The following is an 18,706-nucleotide window of genomic DNA, read 5'->3' on the forward strand; positions in this document are numbered from 1 at the left end:
ACCTCCGTCTACATCATGCCAATGCCGAACAAGGCCAGCAGCATGTCGATAATCTTGATGAATACGAACGGCGCCACGATGCCGCCCAGACCCCACACCAGCAGGTTATGGGTCAACAGCTGGCCGGATGGAACCTCGCGGTACTTGACGCCCTTGAGAGCCGCCGGAATTAGCGCGACGATGACCAGCGCGTTGTAGATGATGGCGGACAGCACGGCCGTCAACGGGTTGGTGAGGCTCAGGATGTTGAGGGCGCCCAGTCCCGAATAGATCGGCGAGAACAGGGCCGGGATGATAGCGAAGTACTTCGCCACGTCGTTGGCCACCGAGAAGGTCGTGAGCGAGCCGCGGGTCATGAGCAGCTGCTTGCCAATACGCACGACCTCGATGAGCTTGGTGGGGCTGGAGTCGAGGTCGACCATGTTGCCGGCCTCCTTGGCAGCCTGGGTGCCCGTGTTCATGGCCACGGCGACGTCGGCCTGGGCCAGAGCGGGCGCGTCGTTGGTGCCGTCGCCGGTCATGGCGACCAGGTGACCCTCACGCTGGAACTCGCGGATCTTCTCGAGTTTGCCTTCAGGGGTGGCCTCGGCCAGGAAGTCGTCAACGCCGGCCTCGGCGGCGATTGCCGCGGCGGTGAGCGGATTGTCGCCCGTCACCATGATGGTCTTGATGCCCATCTTGCGCAGGTCGGCGAACTTCTCCTTAACGCCGGACTTGATGATGTCCTTGAGGTACACAACGCCCAGCACGCGGCAGTTCTTGGTCACGACCAGCGGGGTGCCGCCGGCCTTGGCGATGCGTTCGACGGCCTCTTCGCACTCCTGGGAGAACACGCCGCCGGCTGCCTCCAGATAGGTGCGCACGGAATCGGCAGCGCCCTTGCGGATCTCATTGCCCTCGTAGTTCACGCCGGACATACGCGTTGCCGCGGTGAACGGGATGAACTCCATGCCCTTATCCTCGAGCGTGCGGCCGCGCAGACCGAACTGCTCCTTGGCGAGCACGACGATGGAACGGCCCTCGGGGGTCTCGTCGGCCAGCGAGGAAAGCTGGGCGGCATCGGCCAGCTCCGCGGGATCGACGCCGTCGACCGGGATGAACTCGGCGGCTTGGCGGTTACCCAGGGTGATGGTGCCGGTCTTGTCGAGCATGAGGATGTCGACGTCGCCGGCGGCCTCGATGGCGCGGCCGGACATGGCCAGCACGTTGGCCTCGTTCAGACGGCTCATGCCGGCGATGCCGATGGCGGACAGAAGGGCGCCGATGGTAGTGGGAGCCAGGCACACGAGCAGCGCCACGAGCGTGGTCACGGCCGTGGGGTTGACCATGTCGTTAAGACCGACCGAGAAGCAGGAGTAACAATACAGGGCCAGCGTGACCAGAATAAAGACGATGGAAAGGGCCACCAGGAAGATCTCCAGAGCGATCTCGTTAGGGGTCTTCTTGCGCGCGGCACCCTCGACCATCGCGATCATCTTGTCCAGGAAGCTCTGGCCGGGCTCACTGGAGATCTTGACGATGATCCAGTCGGACAGCACCGTGGTACCGCCGGTAACGGCAGAGCGGTCGCCGCCGGCCTCGCGGACCACGGGGGCGGACTCGCCGGTGATGGCGGACTCGTCAACGGAGGCAGCGCCCTCGATGACGTCGCCGTCGCCGGGAATCTGCTCGCCGGCGCGTACGATCACCAGGTCGCCGCGCGTGAGCTCGGTGCCGGGAACGACGGTGAAGTGCTCCTTGTCCTCAACGGACTCGATGCGATGGGCCTCGACATCCTTCTTGGCCGCACGCAGAGAATCAGCCTGAGCCTTACCGCGGCCCTCGGCAAGCGCCTCGGCGAAGTTCGAGAACAGGTCGGTGAGCCACAGGATGACCGCGATGGCGACCACATAGTAGGTGGGCACACCCGCGTCCCGCACACCGAAGATGGAAGCGACGACCAGGACGGAGGTCATGACGGCTGAAAGCCACACCAGGAACATGACCGGGTTTTGAATCTGGACGCGAGGGTCCAGCTTGGCAAACGAGTCGCGGACCGCGCGGCCCATCATGTCTTTTTGCATAGTCATAAATCTGCGCCCTCCTTTACGCAATCATCTGGAAGAACTCGGCAACGGGGCCAAGCGCCAGGGCCGGGAAGAAGCTCAGGGCACCGATCAGCAGAACGATGAACACGAGCAGGAATACGAACATGCCGTTGGTGGTAGACAGGGTACCGGCGCTCTCGGCGACCTTACCCTTCTTGGCCAGCGAGCCGGCGATAGCCAGCGTACCGATGATGGGCATGAAGCGGGCGAACAGCATCTCGAGGCCGAGCATGACGTTGATCCAGGGAATGTTGCAGTTCATACCTGCAAACGCCGAGCCGTTGTTGCCGCCGCATGAGGTGAAGGCATACAGCACCTCGGAGAAGCCGTGCGCGCCACCATTGTTGAGCTGGTCGGCAAGACCGGGCACCATGCAGGCGATGGCCGAGCACACCAGAATGGCAAACGGAGTTGCCAGGCACAGGACAACTGCCCAGCGCATCTCGCCCGGCTCGATCTTCTTGCCCAGGAACTCGGGCGTGCGGCCGACCATAAGGCCGGCGATGAACACTGTGAGGATGGCGAAGCCGATCATGCCGTACAGGCCGCAGCCCACGCCGCCGAAGACAACCTCGCCCAGAGCCATCTGGAGCATCTGGACAAAACCGCCCAGCGGGGTGTAGGAGTCGTGCATGGAGTTAACCGAGCCGTTGGAAGCGGCGGTGGTGTAAGCCGACCACGTGGAGGAGGTGACGATACCGAAGCGGCTCTCCTTGCCCTCCATGTTGCCGCCGGCTTGGCCGTCGGTCATCTCGATATTGACCGCTCCGCCATCGGCCAGCTGCGGGGTGCCCGCATGCTCGTTGACGGCGATGATGCCGGTGAAGATCACCAGCAGGATGAACATGGCGGCAAAGATGGCCTTGCCCTGCTTGGTGTTCTTGACGCCGATACCGAAGGTGAAGCAGCAGGCAGCCGGGATCAGCAGCAGGCTGGTCATCTCGATGATGTTGGTGAAGGCACTGGGGTTCTCATACGGATGGGCGGAGTTCACGCCGAAGAAGCCGCCGCCGTTGGTTCCGGACTGCTTGATGGCGACCTGAGGAGCCGCAGGACCCTGGGGCAGGAACTGCTCGGTGACCACGCGCGCGCCCTCGACAACCTTGCCGTCGACCTTGACCGTGTCGCCCTCGATCTGGGCGCCGTCGAGGACGCTCCAGCCGCCGTCTGCATTAGGCTGGACGGCGACGGGCTCTACGAGCTCAGCCTTCTGAGCCGGCTGGAAGTTGGAGATGACGCCACCGGCAGCCAGGCAGATGCCGAACACGAGGTTCAGCGGGATGAGCACATACAGGACGGTGCGGGTGAGGTCGACCCAGAAGGAACCCAAGCTCTGCTCCTTGACCTGACGGAAGCCACGAATCAGCGCGAACATGACCGCGATACCGGTGCCAGCGGAAACGAAGTTCTGCACGGTGAGACCCATGAACTGCACAAGGTAGGACAGGGTGGTCTCGCCGGAGTAGGACTGCCAGTTGGTGTTGGTTATGAAGGAAGCAGCCGTATTGAACGACAGGTCCCATGGCACACCCGGCAGGTGCTGGGGATTGCCTGGCAAGAAGGACTGAAGCGCTTGAAGTGCCACAAGGACCACGAGGCCGATCCCCGAAAAGACCAGCACGCTCGCCAGGTAGCGCCTACACCCCATCTGCTCTGCCGCGTCGATGCGAAGCAGACGATAGACGCCACGCTCCACAGGAGCAATCACAGGCGACAGGAACGTATGCTCACCATCCATGATATGGGCCATGAACCGACCGAGCGGAACGGCCAGGACGACGAGCACGGCAAAGTACAAGATGTACTGAATCGCAGCGTCCATAGTTTACGAATCACTCCTCATCAGAATGTAGATGTAATAGATAAGGAGTCCAATGCAGACGACTCCGATGATGGGAATGAGGATGTTCATTTACCGCCCCTTTCACGCGCGGTCCGATGTCTCGGACGCCTGCTCTCGCAAGCGCCTGGGGACAGTAAACGCTTCTAGAGATTAAAGAGGCGTGAGGGCCGGGGCTCACGACCTTAAGATGCCGTAAAGATGCAGGTAGAAAGCACTATTGCGGCTGCAGTGCGCCTATACTCGACCTCGCGAGCATACAGTGGCGTCCTCACCGCGTATGCACGCATGGGCAACGTTTCAGAAAGGCTACGCTATGCAGCGCGACGCATCGGACACTCGCGTCAATCCAGACCTCATCCTCAAGGCAATTGAGAAAGACGAGGCCGCCGATGACGCTCGAACCAGCCGGGGACACCTCAAGATTTTCTTTGGCTACGCTGCTGGTGCAGGCAAAACCTATGCGATGCTTCAAGCCGCCCACGCCGCCAAGCGGCGAGGTGTCGACGTCGTCGCGGGATACATCGAGCCGCACGAACGTCCGGCAACTGCCCATCTTGCACAAGGGCTTGAGAACGTGCCCTGTAAACTCGCTGAGCACAACGGCATTGCGCTCAGCGAGTTCGATCTAGATGCGGCTATCGAACGCGCCCCTCAGCTCATCCTTGTCGACGAGCTCGCCCATACGAATGCGCCGGGGTCTCGCCACGACAAACGTTATCAAGACGTCGAGGAACTTCTACATGCAGGCATCGACGTCTATACGACTGTGAACGTTCAGCATATCGAGAGCCTAAACGACATGGTTGCATCCATCACCGGCGTTGTCGTGAGCGAACGAATCCCCGACCGCATCTTCGATGATGCCGACCAGGTCGAGCTCGTTGACATAGAGCCCGAAGACCTACTTGAGCGCCTTCGCGCCGGCCTCGTCTACCGTCCCGCACAAGCCGAGCGAGCGCAACAGCATTTTTTTACCGTCGAGAACCTCACCGCACTCCGAGAAATCGCGCTGCGCCGCTGCGCCGATCGCACCGGCCACCTCACAGACGCCGCACGCGTGCTGGGAAACCGTGACTACTACACCAGGGAGCGTATCTTAGTCTGTGTCTCCCCGGCGCCGACCAATCCCCGCATCGTCCGTGCCGCCGCACGCATGGCGAAAGCGTTTCGCAGCGAGCTCGTCGCCCTGTTCGTAGAGAGCCCGCGCACGCAAGCCATGAGCGATGATGAGCGCGCCAAGCTTGCAGACAATATCGCCCTAGCCGAGCAGCTCGGAGCACATATGGAAACCGTCTATGGCGACGACGTCGCGTTTCAGATCTCCGAGTTCGCACGCCTGTCGGGTATTTCGAAGATCGTCATGGGGCGCACGGGCGAGCACAGCAGCGTCCGTCAGGCCCTCTTTGGCCGCAAATCTCTCGTAGAACAGCTCATAACATTCGCCCCGAACCTCGACATTTACATCATTCCAGACCAGTCGACTCCGCCCTCCCGACCCAAAGGACGCCGCCATGCGCTCGCCCTGCAGCCGCCCAGCAGCCGAAACGTGCTTCGCACGCTGGCCCTCTCTCTTGTCGCCACAGCGATCGGCACGGCTTTCCGCCATCTGGGATTTGCCGATTCCAGCATCATATCCCTCTATATCCTCACGGCCCTGCTGACCGCCGTCACCACGACGGGGCGTATCTGCACGATCGTATCGAGCGTGCTCTCTGTAGTGCTTTACAACTTCTGCTTCGTAACGCCTCTGTTTTCGCTCGCCAGCTACGACCGAAGCTATCTGGTCACGTTCGGCATCATGTTCGCTACCGCTATGGTCGCCGGCGAGTTAACTGCGCGCATCGCCGACAACGCCCGTACCTCCGCCGAGAACGCATTCAAAACGCGCGTACTCCTCGAAACGAACCAGCTCTTGCAGCAAGCCCATAGCGCGGAGGAGTGTGCCCGCGTCGCCATGAACCAACTCATCAAACTGCTAAAACTCGACGTGGTCTTCTACACCGCCGAACACGGCACGCTCGGCAAGACGCTCTATGAGTCCGCTGGCACCGAAAACCGATCCGCGTCGCTGCTCACCGACTACGAGCGCGCTGTTGCAACCTGGACCTACACCAACAACAAACGCGCGGGCGCAAGCACGCGGACCCTGCCCGAGGCGCGCTGCCTCTACCTCGCGGTTCGCACCGGCGACAAGGTATTCGGTGTCATCGGCATCGACCTGGAGGGGCGCGAGATCGAAGCCTTCGAGCATTCGATCGTCCTATCTATCGTAGGCGAATGCGCCTTGGCGCTCGAAAGCGACCGGGCGGCGCAAGAGCGCGAAGAGGCTGCGGTCTTGGCGAAAAACGAGCAGCTGCGCGCCAACCTTTTGCGCTCCATCGGCCACGATTTGAGGACACCACTCACGGCTATATCCGGATCTGCGGCAATCCTTCGGAAGAGCGACGAGAAGCTCAGCCTCGAACAACGCTGCGATCTTGCCGATGCCATCTACGACGACTCCCTCTGGCTTATCGATACCGTGGAGAACCTCCTCGCCATCACACGCGTCGAGGATGGCACCATTTGCCTCAACTTCACATCCGAGCTCATCGACGAGGTCATCGAGGCCGCCCTCAGCCATGTCGCCCAAGCATCGCATGGACGTACCGTCACCATCGAGCACACTGACGACATCCTGCTGGTACGCATCGACGTCCATCTCATCATGCAGGTGCTTACGAATCTCATCATGAACGCCTTCAAATACACGCCCGAGGACTCGACTGTCACCATCAGCGCACGTCGCGAGGGTGCGTTCGTCGTGGTGGACGTCGCAGACGATGGGCCGGGTGTGGCAGACTGCGACAAGCCTCATATCTTTGAGCGCTTCTTCACCTCACGCAATACGCGGCCCGTGGATTCGCGTCGAAGCATCGGCCTTGGGCTGTCGCTCTGCCGCTCCATCGTGGAGGCGCATGGCGGCGTCATCGAAGCTCGCGACAACCACCCCCATGGGGCCGTCTTCCGTTTTACCCTGCCCGCCGAGGAGATCGAGATTCATGAATAATGCCGCTAAGCCACGCATCCTCCTGGTCGAAGATGACCTGACCGTTCAAAACCTCGTTTCGACCGCGCTTGACCTCCACGGCTATGTCGTGAGCAAGGTTTGCAACGGCCAGGCCGCCATCATGGATGCGGTGTCGCACGGCCCCAGCCTCATCATGCTCGACCTCGGCCTTCCCGACATTGACGGTATCGAGGTCATCACGAAGATCCGAAGCTGGTCGGCAGTCCCCATTATCGTCATTTCGGCGCGCACCGAAGATTCCGACAAGATTGCAGCACTTGACGCAGGGGCAGACGACTACCTCACCAAGCCCTTTTCTGTGGATGAGTTGCTCGCGCGCGTCCGTGCGAATTTGAGGCGCTCCTCGATGGCGTCAAGCGAATCGACAGAAGCGAGCACGTTCGACAACGGTCCGCTGCATATCGACTACGCCGCGGGATACGCGACGAAAGACGGACGCGAGCTCTCGCTCACCCCAACCGAGTACAAATTGCTCGTCCTTCTGGCGAAAAACGTCGACAAGGTGCTCACCCACACCTTCATCACCCGCGAGATATGGGGCACGAGCTGGGACAGCGATCTGGCGAGCCTGCGCGTGTTCATGCGCACCCTGCGCAAGAAGATCGAGGCAGACCCCTCTCACCCCAAGATGATTCAGACGCACATGGGTGTCGGGTACCGCATGCAGCGTCTCTAGCCCACCCCACAAAAAAGTTGCGGTGGAATACGGAGTAGATAAGGCCTTTGACGGCCAAAACAGTCTGTATTTCACCGCAACTGATGGGCGGGATGGAGTTAGAGGCCCAGGTAGTTGGTCATGCCTTCGACGGCGAGATTGGCGCTCGCTACGGCATGGACCACGGTGAGCGGGCCGTTGACCACATAGTTAGCGATACCCAAAAATACTCTTCAACTCGCCACACTCTCCCCCAAATGTGCAAAGCGCCCCGCGAACGGATGCTCGCGAGGCGCTTGGGTGCCTGGACCTTTATTTGATACCGCGGCCCAAGTCTTCGGCGATTTTGTCTACGCCCTTAAGTGCGGCGCAGGTCTTTTTGTTGGAGCAATGCCCCGTACAAACGCCACCCTGGGCGCAGTCGGCGCAGGTGCCCTTTCGGTAGATACGCACGCACACGGCGACAAACGCAATGCCGATAACAGCCAACACAACAATATCGATAGGTGCCATAGTAAGCCTCCTCTAGTTAACCACCACTTACTTTACCCCATCTTCCACCTGCCAAAAAGGGACAGGTTTGTTTTGGTCGGTTTTATCTGCGGAAACGCCACATCTTACTTCTGGAGCAAAGCAATCTGTCCCCCATTGCACCAAAAAGCCCGAGTGTCGCTGGGACACCCGGGCTCATGGAAAGGGGCTAATCCTTATTCGGACTTAAGCGGAAACTGCGGCGGAAGCAGTGTTGGTCTCGTCCTCGTCGGTCCAAGCATGTTTAGGCATGGGACGGAAGATCTGGAAGAGCATCGCAACCAGCAGCACGATGGCCACAACCGTCCAGATACCAAACTGTCCAAGAACGAACAGGTTGTAGAACTGGTTGATGAACAGACCAATGACCCAAGCAAAGGCGCACTCGTAACCGATCGCGATGGCGGTCCACTTGCCGGAATCCATCTGGTTGCGGATAGTGCCCATGGCGGCAAAGCACGGAGCGCACAGCAGGTTGAACGCACCAAAGGCAACGCAAGCGCCCATAGTCGGGAACATGCCGGCGAACGCGGTCCACAGGCTCGGGTCGGTCTCGCCGGCGTCGGCGACGGACAGCAGCGAACCGGCGGTGGCGACGACGTTCTCCTTAGCGACAAGGCCCGAGACGGTCAGCGCAGTTGCCTGCCAGGTGCTAAAGCCGAGCGGGGCGAAGATCCAGGCGACCAGGTTGCCCAGCATGGCAAGCACGGAGTAGTCCATGAACTCCTCGGGGATGCCCTCCATAGCAGGCAGGAAGCCAAACGTGCCGTTGTAGCTACCAAAGTTGGACAGGAACCAAACAACGACGGTGGACGCGAAGATGACCGTGCCGGCCTTCTTGATAAAGGCCCAGCAGCGCTCCCACACGTGCAGCGCCCAAGAGCGGATCGCCGGGAAGTGGTAGGCGGGAAGCTCCATAACGAACGGCGTCGGGCGGCCGGCGAAGAGCTTGGTCTTCTTGAGCATGAGGCCCGAAGCGATGACGGCAAAGACGCCCAGGAAGTAGAAGAGCGGGCTGATCCACGCGGCGGTGGTGGAAGAATCGCCGATGATGGAACCCATGAGCAGGGCGATGATCGGCAGCTTAGCGCCACAGGGAATAAACGTGGTGGTCATGACCGTCATGCGGCGGTCCTTCTCGTTCTCGATGGTCTTGGTGGCCATGACGCCGGGGACGCCGCAGCCCGAGGATACGAGCATGGGGATGAACGACTTACCGGACAGGCCAAAGCGACGGAACACGCGGTCCATGATGAAGGCGACGCGGGCCATATAGCCGCAGTCCTCCAGGAAGGACAGCATGACGAACAGCAGGAACATCTGCGGGACAAAGCCGAAGATGGCGCCCAGGCCGCCGACGATGCCGTCGCAGACCAGCGAATCGACCAGGCCACCGTCCTCGGTGCCGCCCGCCACAAGGGCGTCGTGGACCATGGTGGTAATACCAGGAACATAGGGGCCGTACTGTGCCGGGTCGACCGAGTCGGCATTGTCGCCCGCAGCCTCGACGGCCGCGTCGTAGGCGTCGCGGCCCTGACCGAGCACGTACCAACCGTCGGTACCGAAGAGCTGGTCGTTGGTGAAGTCGGTCACCGTGCCGCCCAAGGTAGAAACGGCGATGTAGTACACGCAGAACATGATGACCACAAAGATCGGCAGGCCCAGGATACGGTTGGTAACCACGCGGTCGATCTTCTCGGAGGTGCTCATCTTTGCCGGAGCCTTGGTGAGGCACTCGTCAATGATGTGGGCAATCACGCCGTAACGCTCGCCGGTGATGATGGACTCGGCGTCATCGTCGCAGTCCTGCTCGCACTGAGCGACCAGACCTTCGACGCGAGCGGCCTTCTCCTTGGTGAGGTTGATGAGCTTGCAGGCGTCCGCATCGCGCTCGAACAGCTTGACAGCGTAGTAGCGGCGCTTGTTGGCGGGAACGCTCGCCGGCAGATTGTTCTCGATGTGGTCCAGAACGTCCTCGATGGAGGAATCGAACTTGTGCTCCGGCACCTGGCCCTTGGAAGCAGCGGACTTCTTGACCTGCTCGAACAGCTCCTTGATGCCCTTGTTCTTAAGGGCCGAGATCATCATGACCGGACAACCGAGCTTCTTGGAGAGCTTGTCCGTGTCGATCTTATCGCCGTTCTTCTCGACCAGGTCGGCCATGTTGAGGGCAACGACCACGGGCAGGCCGGTCTCGATAACCTGAAGCGCCAGGTACAGGTTACGCTCGAGGTTGGTGGCGTCGACCACCTGGACGACGACATCGGGCTCGCCGCTCATGAGGTAATCGCGCGAGCACTGCTCCTCAGGGCTGTAGGGGGAAAGCGAGTAGATGCCAGGGAGGTCCGTGATGGTAACGTTCTTGTCGCTTAGGAGCTTGGCCTCCTTTTTCTCAACCGTGACGCCGGGCCAGTTGCCAACGTAGCCGTTGGCGCCGGTGATCAGGTTGAAAAGCGTGGTCTTGCCGCAGTTGGGGTTACCCGCCAGCGCGACATGGATCTGAGAATCCGCCATTCAATCCTTCTTCCTTGTGTGCCTGCGCTGCTTTCTCCGCGCAGGCTGGATAATGTGCTTCAAAGATGCTGCATTAAGTTAGAAAAACCTAACTTTATCTGCAGATATATGCGCCGCGAGCCCTTACTGGACCTCGACGACGGCAGCCTCCTCCTTGCGGATGGAAAGCTCGTAGCCGCGCACGTTGATCTCGACCGGATCACCGAGCGGTGCAACCTTCACGACCTTGAACGAAGTGCCCTTGATGAGCCCCAGGTCCATAAGGTGACGGCGAAGCGCACCCTCACCGTGAAGCTTGACGATGGTAGAGCTCTCGCCCACCTTAACGTCACCCAACGTCTTCATCCTCTTGTCCCCCTTTCAGTTTTTATGAAATGCTGCGGACTAACCGACGGTCATGATGTGCATGGCAACCTTGGAATCGATGCCAAAGCGTGCGCCCAGCACCGTGACGATGATATTGGCGCCACTCGAGCTCACCACGTGGATTTCGTTGCCCTCGACAAAGCCGAGGTCCTTGAGGTGGTGCTTCATGTCCTCATTGCCCTTTACACGAGACACGCGCACGGTTTCGCCCGCTTTTACCATCGAAAGCGGCATGGCCGGCATCTGCGGTCCGCAAGACATGAGTGGCTCCTAACGTCAGTTCGTCCTCAACATCGACGCGATAAAAGTTAACCACGTCTATGTTCGCTTTAGTAAACTAGCACGTGGTTAACTTTTTGGAAAGGGTCCCTATTCAGATTTCGAAAAAGTTTCCTATATGAAACAAAAAGGCGCGGCAAAGAGCTGTCCTTTGCCGCGCCCTGTCATGCTTAGAGCGAGAGGTTTCTGATCGACGTAACGCAGGAAGCCTCGTCTACGCCCGAAACGCGAAAGATGATGTCCTCGCCGCACTCGCCGTAGAGAGCCATGAGGCCCATGACATCGCGACCGTCGGTATGGCGGTCGCCGATGCTGACCGACACGTCGCTACGGTGCTTGGCAATGATGTCATAGAGCAGCGCAACCGGGCGGGCGTGTAGTCCCAACGGATCTTTAATCGTCTTTGTAAACTCGACCATGTCCCCTCCCACGACATCACACATTCGGCCGGCAAACCCAGCCACGTGGTAGTTATTGTAGCGTTAGATGCTTATCGAGGGCCCCTCCGGATACCCCGTGGTCAAAAAGTGGCAAATATGAGTACTGTCACAAATTTAGTAGCAGCAAAATCGAGAGCAAATTGCCTAGCTTGAGCGATTCGAAGAGGTTGAAAGCCGTCAAACGCCCTTTAAAGGGAGTTAGATAAATCGATTTTGAGCCCATTTTCGCTCAGAGCAGGCCGAAAAATATGGCACTTCTTTTGCAACAGTACTCATATTTGGCATTTTTTGACCACGGGGGCCAAAACCATGCCCCAAAACACAAAAGGAGGGGCCTCGTAAGGCCCCTCCTTAGGAAAGGGAATCGATTTATTCCACAGCCGTAGATTAATCCTAGCCGCTACTCCATCATATCGAGGACGGAAGGGCGAAGCTCGTTCTCGGCGGCCTCGGGATCGGTCTCGCGCAGGCGGTTGATGTAGCGGTTGTACCACATCACGGCAAGGCCCAAGAAGACAACCACGCCGCCAACGTTGTAGACCAGCGTCAGCCACAGCGGCTGATCGAGCGGAATGGTGCCGCAGATAAGCACGAAGCAGAAGACCACAAGCAGGAATGCGGCAACGACCAGGCCAAAGCGGCGCGAACCCATGCGGAAGCCACGGGGAGCGGCGTCAAAGTTCTTGCGCAGCATAAAGTAGGCAAGCAAAATCAGCAGCGGTGGGAGCAGAGCGGTGGCAGCAGTCATGTTGGTAACGATCATGAGCAGGTCGTCGAGGTTACCGGAGCCCAGGGCCGGAATGATCAGGATGGGGACGACGATGGCGAACTGCAGCCAAGCAGCGCGGGCAGGAATGCCATGCTCGTTGAGCTCGACGATCTTGCTACCAAAGACGCCCTTGGGGATCTCGGTGAAGAAAACCTTGATGGGAGCAGAGGTCCACATCATGAGGGAGCCCAGCGTGGCGGCGAGAAGGATCAAGCCGATGGCGCGCGTAGACACTTCCATGGGAATGCCAAAGTGGGCAAAGACAGCGCCGAATACGTCGAAGATACCGGTGGAGATGGCAACGCCGCCCTCGGGGATGAACAGGTTAACCAGCAGCGAAGCGCCTGCATACAGAAGGCCGATGGTCAGGCCGGCGATAACGACGGTGCGCACGAAGGCCTTGACGCCACCCTTAAGGTCGTTAAGGAACACGCCGACAGACTCAGCGCCGCCAACGCCCTGGATGATCCAGGCAAGCGTACCGAAGAAGCCCCACGCAGTTGCGAAGTTGCTCATGTCGGGAGCCATGTTAGCGGGAGTAGGAGCCGTAGCGAACTCAACGCCGCCAAAGGCAGCAGCCAGGGACAGCAGGATGAACACGGCGGTCAGGCCGAGAGCCGCGGTCGAACCGAAGGAGGAAATGGAGCCGATCCACTTAGCGCCCTTGGTCGAAACCCACGTGGCGATAGCAAAGACGACGATCTCGATAATGGTGATCCACAGCTGCGAAAGCTCGGCGTTGGCACCAAAGAACACGTAGCTCGCGTAGATGATGACGTTGGGCAGGACGGACGCAAAGAAGAACAGGTTAACGAACCAGTAGCTAAATGCCGTCAGGAACGCCCAGCGACCACCCATCGAGGTCTTAACCCATGCGTACACGCCAGACTCGGAGTCCTTGTTGAGGCCGACGAACTCGGCGGTAACCAGGGTATAGGGGACAAAGTACAAAAGCGTGGCGAAGAAGAACGACGGCGCAGCTGCCAAGCCGATGGCCGCGTTGTTGTTGATGATGTTCTTGATACCGAACACGGCGGCGACCGTCATGCCCAGCAGAGCGAACGAACCAATCGTTCCTCGTTTTTCAGAGCTCATAAGCCCTCCCAATCATCTGTTAAATGTCATCTAAAACCGTCCGAGCTGCAAGTGCAAACACGGACGGCGCACCTGCTAAGGGGAATGGGGAAAAGGGAGTCAACAAAGCCATCCCCCTTAACGGCGCGAAGCAAACGTCCAGGCGGACGAATACTACTTGTTGGGGAAGGAATAACCTTCGACTGTCACGTGCAGCACCACGACGCGGGGATCCGCGGCATCGGCCACGACACGGTAGGCCTCGTCAATTTCGACGACGGCAACGCCGCCGGTGGGAATCGTCACGGTCTCCCCCGTACCCTCAAAGCGCTCGCGATCATCGATATCGCTGTAGGCGCGCGTACAGGTAAGATCGGCCTTGGAAGCCACCTCAACGGTCAGATTGCCGTCGAGCGGGGCGAGCACGGCATGGTAGCGACGGTGACCGACCAGATCGGCAGTAGCCGCCTCGTGGGCGTTCACCCACCAATACACCAGCGAGTCGCCGATAGAGTACGCCACATCGTGCTGCAGTTCAGAAACGCCGTCGAGTGCCTGACCGGTACGCATCCACTTCTTGACGGACTTCATCTGGGCGTCGAAATCGGCACGCGAGTTAAAGATATGCATGACTTATGCCTCCTTAATGGGTGCCAGCGCCTGAGCCAGATCGGCAGACGTCAGCGGTCGCAGGGACACCTCAAAGCTGAAGCTCTCAAAACGGGTGCGATAGGAATCGAGCACCTCGGAACCCCAAGAGTTCGAGCCAAGGCCGAGCAGCTGGTCGTTGATGTTGACCGTAACCGTGTCGCCCGGGACAAGATCGTAGACATGCTTGGCATTATCGATAGCCTCGCAGCTATAGGGCCATGCGGAGAACGAGAACGGATTGGAAGCGGCGTCGCTCGGACGCGTCACGACCAGACCGTCACCGTGGCTGGAGCGCAGGGCGACCCAGCGGGTACCCTCGCGGTTGGCGCAGTCCTGGGGCATAACGTAGGGCGTGAACATGTCGTCGACCGTAGTGCGGTAATGACCGACCGGGTTGGCGCGCAGCGAGTCCGGATAGTTCTCGCCCGGGCCGTGGCCATACCACTCGACGGCACGATCACAACCGGGGACCTCGAAGGAGATGCCGATGCGCGGGATAATGTCCGAATAGTCGCCGTAGGGCTCGCCGGAAACCTTGAGGTCGACGCGGCCACTCGGAAGCACGGTATAGACGAGCTCGACGCGCATGCCGAACGCGCGGACGGGAGGAGCGATACGCTGGCTCACGGTAACGACAACCGCATTGTCGTCCTGCTTCCAAGAAACATTGCGGGTAGACGTCTGCATCACATCGATGAAGTTATCCTTCCACAGGGAGTCGTACTCCTGGGCGTGGTTATCGACGAGCGGATGCCAAAAACCAACCTGGGGACCGGAGGTCATGACGTCGCGACCGGATGCCTTCCACTCGCTCACGGTACCGTTGACCTTGCTGAAGGTCAGCTCGCCGTTGAGGGAGCGAATACGAATCTCCTGCTCGGTCTCCTCGACCGTAAGCTCAGGACGAGTGGGGGCGGCAATTGCCGGCGCCGGATGGTTTGCGATGGCAAACTGGCTTGCACCCAGTTGGAACATCGGCTCGCACCAGGCGTGAGCCGCCATGGTGTAGGCGTGCACGGTCAGCAGGGTCTCGCCCACTGCGGCCTCGCGAATCACCAGCGGAAGCTGGACGGACTCGCCGGGGGCAACCGCACCGGGCATGAGCGTCTTGCGGCAGACCACGTCGCCGTCCACCAGGGTCTCCGCCGACAGGCAGACATCCTCGAGGGTGGTAAACCAACGCTTGTTGGTGACGGTCAGCTCGCCCGCCTCGGCATCGTAGGCCATGCGAACCGGGCAGATGACCTGGCCGTACTCGGTAAGGCCCGGGCTCGGCTGCTGCCAGGGGAACACCATGCCGTCGATGCAGAAGTTGCTGTTGTTGGGGTAATCGCCGTTGTCGCCGCCATACATGTCGTAGGCAACGCCGTCCTCGGTCACAGCAGCCAAACCGTGGTCGCACCATTCCCAAATAAACTGGCCTTGGATGCAATCCCAGCGATCGAAGACCTCCTGGTACTCGGACAGGCCTCCGGGACCATTACCCATGGAGTGGCCGTACTCGCAGTTGATGCGCGGCTTGGGGAACGGATGCTCGCCAAAGTCGTTCATCTGCGACACGCGGGAGTACATGGTGGAAATGACGTCGACGGTATCGGCGTTGCGATCCTCCTCGTAGTGGACCGGACGACCGTCGAGCTCGTGAGCTTTGGCGTACATCGCGCGGATGTTGCAGCCATAGCCGCTCTCGTTGCCCATCGACCACATGATGATGCACGCGTGGTTGCGTTCCTGCATCACCAGGCGCTCAACACGGTCAACGTAAGCCGGCTCCCAGGCAGGGTCGTCGGTGACCAGGGCGATATTGCCGATATTCTCGAAGCCGTGGCTCTCCATATCGGTCTCGGCGACCAGCATGATGCCGTACTCGTCGCACAGCTCGTAGAAGCGCGGATCGTTGGCGTAGTGGGACGTGCGCACCGCGTTGATGTTGTGCTGCTTCATGAGCTCCAGGTCGCGGCGCATGCGCTCGAGACCCACGGCGCGGCCCTTGTGATCGTCGTGGTCGTGGCGGTTGACGCCATGCATCTTAAAGTAGGTGCCGTTGAGGTAGATATGATTGCCCTCGACCGTCACCTCGGCAAGGCCTTGGCGATGCGGAACGTACTCGCTGACCTCGTCGCCGTCGTAGACCTCAAGCGTAAGGTCATAGAGGAAGGGGTCCTCGGGGTTCCAGAAGTGGGCATCGGCAACGCTGCACTCGGCATGGCCGTCGACGCACTCGCCCGTAGCGACCACATTCTGGCCATCGCTGAGCGTATACACGACGCGACTTGCGCCCTCGGCAACCGTATCGAGCGTGATCAGAGCGGCATCGCCCTCGCGGTGCGTGCGGAACCTAAAGTCGACCAGATGCGCGGCGGGACGCTGCATGAGGTACACATCGCGGAAGATGCCCGATGCCCACCACATGTCCTGGTCCTCGATGTAGCTACCATCGCTGTACTGCAGAACCTTGACCGCAAACAGGTTGTCGCCCTCGACGAGCGCGTCGGTCACGTCAAACTCGGCGGACAGGCGCGAACCCTTGGTCATGCCGATAAACTTGCCGTTGACATACAGCTCGCCGTAGCTCTCGATACCGTCGAAGCGAATAATCTCGCGAGCGCCGGCAGGCACGGCGGGAAGTTTGACGATGCGCTGGTAGACGCCCGTAGGGTCGTCGGAGGGAACGAACGGCTGATCCACCGGGAACGGAAAACCCTCGTCGGTGTAGGCAAGGTTGCCATAGCCGTCTACCTGCCACAGGTGCGGAACCTCCACGTGATCCCACTCGGGCTTGTACGTGCAAAGTGCTTCGTTGGAGACGGCCGCGGGGCCCTCAAAAAGGCGGAACTGCCACGAGCCGGACAGCTGGACAAATCCGCGCGACAGCTCGCGGCTGTACGTAGCGGCGAGATCGGCGGCCTCATAACCCATAAAGTACGCATGGGGTGCCAGGCGGTTCCTGTGGGTGAGCGCTTGGTTTTCCCAATCGTTAATGGCGTCCATGGTGATGCTCCTTCGTCATCGTAGTGCTTCTTTGTGCAACCGGTTGTCCTTATCTTACGGGCGGTACAAAAATCTGTGCAACCGGTTGTCCGCCGAACGGTCGATTTTGTCGGATTAACGGTGCAACCGGTTGTACAACCACGACACTTATGTCACCCTGAGTATCGAAACTCAGCGCAAAACAGCATTCCCAGGCGGCTGACAACGGCCGCGCCCATCTATGCCCCACCCGTGCAAGCCATGTTCAACAGCAGCTTGAACGTGAAATGCCACCAGTGGCCGGATATCATGAACGCTGTTCAGGCGCACTATAGTAAGCTGTATCCGCACCAGCCCGTATCAATGACAACATCGACCGCATTTTCCAGGAGACGCCATGACCCAACCAGTTCGCACCGCACCTACGCTTGCCGAGGTTGCCGCAGCTGCCGGCGTGTCGCGCTCCACGGCATCGCGCGCCCTCAACGATTCGCCCCGCATTAGCGAGGAAACCAAAAAGCGCGTCCGCGCAGCGGCCAAGGAAGTCAATTTTGTCCCCAACGCTCGTGGCCGAGCGCTCGCTGTCGGACGCACGGAAATCATCGCCGTGCTCGTGACCGAGCCCCTGAGTGAACTCTTCAGCGACCCCACCTATAGCGAGTTTTTGAGCGGCATTACCGAAGAACTGTCGGAGTCATCCTATCTGCCCGTTATCTTGCAGGCGTCTTCTACGCATGAGCGCAACCGCGCACGCGAGCACTTTGAGCGCCGCTCGTTCGACGCCGTAATCAACGTCTCCCCCTACAAGGGCAGCGAACTGCTCGAGGTACTGCGCGAGCTGGGCGTGCCCACCGTGTTGTGCGGCCAGCTCGAGGGTCACCCCTATCGCGATGTGTTCTCGACGGTCTACTCTGACGACGAAGAGGGCGGACGCTTTGCGGCACTCGCCATGAAGGAGCGCGGGCGCAAAGATATCGTCGCCGTGTTGGGACCGCAAGACAACCCCGCTGTTGTCGACCGCCTGCGCGGCTACCGCGCCGTCTTGGGCGAAGACCTCCCAGACGCAAACGTTATCTATACCGGCTGGAACAGCGGAGACGGCTATCAGGCCATGCACCAGATCCTCGCGCGCGAGATTGCTTTCGATGGCGTGCTCTGCGGATCGGACCGTATCGCGGCTGGCGTCATCACCGCACTCAACGAGGCAGGCCTATCCGTTCCGGCGGACGTTTCTGTCGTCGGCTTCGACGATCACGAGATTGCGGCGCGCTGCGTCCCCGCACTCACGACCGTCCGCCAGCCCCTGCGCGAAGAAGGCCACATGGCCGCCAACATTGCGCTCGACATGATCAAGGGCGCCGAGCCCACCACCTCCGTGATGCACATGCAGCTCGTTCAGAGAGACTCGCTGTAGGAAACTGGGCCGGGCTTTTCGCCAGACAGTTGTTGCGGAAAGC

Annotated in this window: 13 protein-coding genes; 3 read left to right on the forward strand and 10 right to left on the reverse strand. The window is 60.1% G+C overall.

The features are described 5' to 3' along the window. Nucleotides 1-8: 8 nt before the first annotated feature. Nucleotides 9-2,069: a potassium-transporting ATPase subunit KdpB gene (gene kdpB, locus DW037_RS05270; RefSeq protein ID WP_117583370.1), complete on the reverse strand. Its 2,061-nt coding sequence runs from the start codon at nucleotides 2,067-2,069 to the stop codon at nucleotides 9-11. A 16-nt stretch (nucleotides 2,070-2,085) separates the two neighbouring features. Further along, nucleotides 2,086-3,909 (reverse strand): potassium-transporting ATPase subunit KdpA, encoded by a 1,824-nt coding sequence (gene kdpA / locus DW037_RS05275; protein ID WP_117628962.1) that lies wholly within the window; start codon nucleotides 3,907-3,909, stop codon nucleotides 2,086-2,088. 334 nt (nucleotides 3,910-4,243) lie between these two features. Here kdpA and DW037_RS05280 point away from each other — a divergent pair, with 334 nt between their 5' ends. Then, nucleotides 4,244-6,979: a sensor histidine kinase KdpD gene (locus DW037_RS05280; RefSeq protein ID WP_117583372.1), complete on the forward strand. Its 2,736-nt coding sequence runs from the start codon at nucleotides 4,244-4,246 to the stop codon at nucleotides 6,977-6,979. Beyond that, nucleotides 6,972-7,676, forward strand: a complete 705-nt coding sequence (locus DW037_RS05285) for a response regulator (protein WP_117583373.1) — start codon at nucleotides 6,972-6,974, stop codon at nucleotides 7,674-7,676. The genes DW037_RS05280 and DW037_RS05285 overlap by 8 nt, the downstream gene beginning before the upstream one ends. Nucleotides 7,677-7,967: 291 nt before the next feature. Here the strand turns inward: DW037_RS05285 and DW037_RS05290 are convergent, their stop codons facing one another. The 8 genes from DW037_RS05290 to DW037_RS05325 all read right to left on the reverse strand — a co-directional run bounded on the left by DW037_RS05290 (nucleotide 7,968) and on the right by DW037_RS05325 (nucleotide 17,270). Further along, nucleotides 7,968-8,168 carry a hypothetical protein gene (locus DW037_RS05290; protein ID WP_035136858.1) on the reverse strand — a complete coding sequence of 67 codons (201 nt, stop codon included), beginning with the start codon at nucleotides 8,166-8,168 and terminating at the stop codon, nucleotides 7,968-7,970. Between the two features lie 204 nt (nucleotides 8,169-8,372). Next, nucleotides 8,373-10,700 (reverse strand): ferrous iron transporter B, encoded by a 2,328-nt coding sequence (locus DW037_RS05295; protein ID WP_117628963.1) that lies wholly within the window; start codon nucleotides 10,698-10,700, stop codon nucleotides 8,373-8,375. Between the two features lie 123 nt (nucleotides 10,701-10,823). After that, nucleotides 10,824-11,045: a FeoA family protein gene (locus tag DW037_RS05300; protein WP_006234774.1), complete on the reverse strand. Its 222-nt coding sequence runs from the start codon at nucleotides 11,043-11,045 to the stop codon at nucleotides 10,824-10,826. Between the two features lie 39 nt (nucleotides 11,046-11,084). Further along, on the reverse strand, nucleotides 11,085-11,327 hold the full coding sequence (locus DW037_RS05305) for a FeoA family protein (RefSeq protein WP_022094360.1): 243 nt from the start codon (nucleotides 11,325-11,327) through the stop codon (nucleotides 11,085-11,087). Nucleotides 11,328-11,515: 188 nt separating this feature from the next. Beyond that, entirely contained in the window at nucleotides 11,516-11,764 is a 249-nt protein-coding gene (locus tag DW037_RS05310) for an HPr family phosphocarrier protein (RefSeq protein WP_022094361.1), read from the reverse strand. A gap of 421 nt (nucleotides 11,765-12,185) precedes the next feature. Beyond that, nucleotides 12,186-13,649, reverse strand: a complete 1,464-nt coding sequence (locus DW037_RS05315; RefSeq protein ID WP_117583376.1) for an amino acid permease — start codon at nucleotides 13,647-13,649, stop codon at nucleotides 12,186-12,188. A 153-nt stretch (nucleotides 13,650-13,802) separates the two neighbouring features. Next, a complete protein-coding gene (locus DW037_RS05320; protein ID WP_117563669.1) occupies nucleotides 13,803-14,258 on the reverse strand; it encodes a hypothetical protein in 456 nt (151 codons plus the stop codon). 3 nt (nucleotides 14,259-14,261) lie between these two features. Further along, complete coding sequence (locus DW037_RS05325) at nucleotides 14,262-17,270, reverse strand: glycoside hydrolase family 2 TIM barrel-domain containing protein (RefSeq protein WP_117583377.1); 3,009 nt, start codon at nucleotides 17,268-17,270, stop codon at nucleotides 14,262-14,264. Nucleotides 17,271-17,646: 376 nt separating this feature from the next. Here DW037_RS05325 and DW037_RS05330 point away from each other — a divergent pair, with 376 nt between their 5' ends. Next, nucleotides 17,647-18,663 carry a LacI family DNA-binding transcriptional regulator gene (locus DW037_RS05330; RefSeq protein WP_117583378.1) on the forward strand — a complete coding sequence of 339 codons (1,017 nt, stop codon included), beginning with the start codon at nucleotides 17,647-17,649 and terminating at the stop codon, nucleotides 18,661-18,663. Nucleotides 18,664-18,706: the final 43 nt, after the last annotated feature.

The organism is Collinsella sp. AF39-11AT, from assembly GCF_003474585.1.
In the GTDB taxonomy this organism is placed as follows: Bacteria; Actinomycetota; Coriobacteriia; order Coriobacteriales; family Coriobacteriaceae; genus Collinsella.

Excerpts from the sequence above, each read along its gene's own strand:
- kdpB (WP_117583370.1), bottom strand. The coding sequence starts at position 2,069 with ATGACTATGCAAAAAGACATGATGGGCCGCGCGGTCCGCGACTCGTTT.
- kdpA (WP_117628962.1), bottom strand. The coding sequence starts at position 3,909 with ATGGACGCTGCGATTCAGTACATCTTGTACTTTGCCGTGCTCGTCGTC.
- DW037_RS05280 (WP_117583372.1), top strand. The coding sequence starts at position 4,244 with ATGCAGCGCGACGCATCGGACACTCGCGTCAATCCAGACCTCATCCTC.
- DW037_RS05285 (WP_117583373.1), top strand. The coding sequence starts at position 6,972 with ATGAATAATGCCGCTAAGCCACGCATCCTCCTGGTCGAAGATGACCTG.
- DW037_RS05290 (WP_035136858.1), bottom strand. The coding sequence starts at position 8,168 with ATGGCACCTATCGATATTGTTGTGTTGGCTGTTATCGGCATTGCGTTT.
- DW037_RS05295 (WP_117628963.1), bottom strand. The coding sequence starts at position 10,700 with ATGGCGGATTCTCAGATCCATGTCGCGCTGGCGGGTAACCCCAACTGC.
- DW037_RS05300 (WP_006234774.1), bottom strand. The coding sequence starts at position 11,045 with ATGAAGACGTTGGGTGACGTTAAGGTGGGCGAGAGCTCTACCATCGTC.
- DW037_RS05305 (WP_022094360.1), bottom strand. The coding sequence starts at position 11,327 with ATGTCTTGCGGACCGCAGATGCCGGCCATGCCGCTTTCGATGGTAAAA.
- DW037_RS05310 (WP_022094361.1), bottom strand. The coding sequence starts at position 11,764 with ATGGTCGAGTTTACAAAGACGATTAAAGATCCGTTGGGACTACACGCC.
- DW037_RS05315 (WP_117583376.1), bottom strand. The coding sequence starts at position 13,649 with ATGAGCTCTGAAAAACGAGGAACGATTGGTTCGTTCGCTCTGCTGGGC.
- DW037_RS05320 (WP_117563669.1), bottom strand. The coding sequence starts at position 14,258 with ATGCATATCTTTAACTCGCGTGCCGATTTCGACGCCCAGATGAAGTCC.
- DW037_RS05325 (WP_117583377.1), bottom strand. The coding sequence starts at position 17,270 with ATGGACGCCATTAACGATTGGGAAAACCAAGCGCTCACCCACAGGAAC.
- DW037_RS05330 (WP_117583378.1), top strand. The coding sequence starts at position 17,647 with ATGACCCAACCAGTTCGCACCGCACCTACGCTTGCCGAGGTTGCCGCA.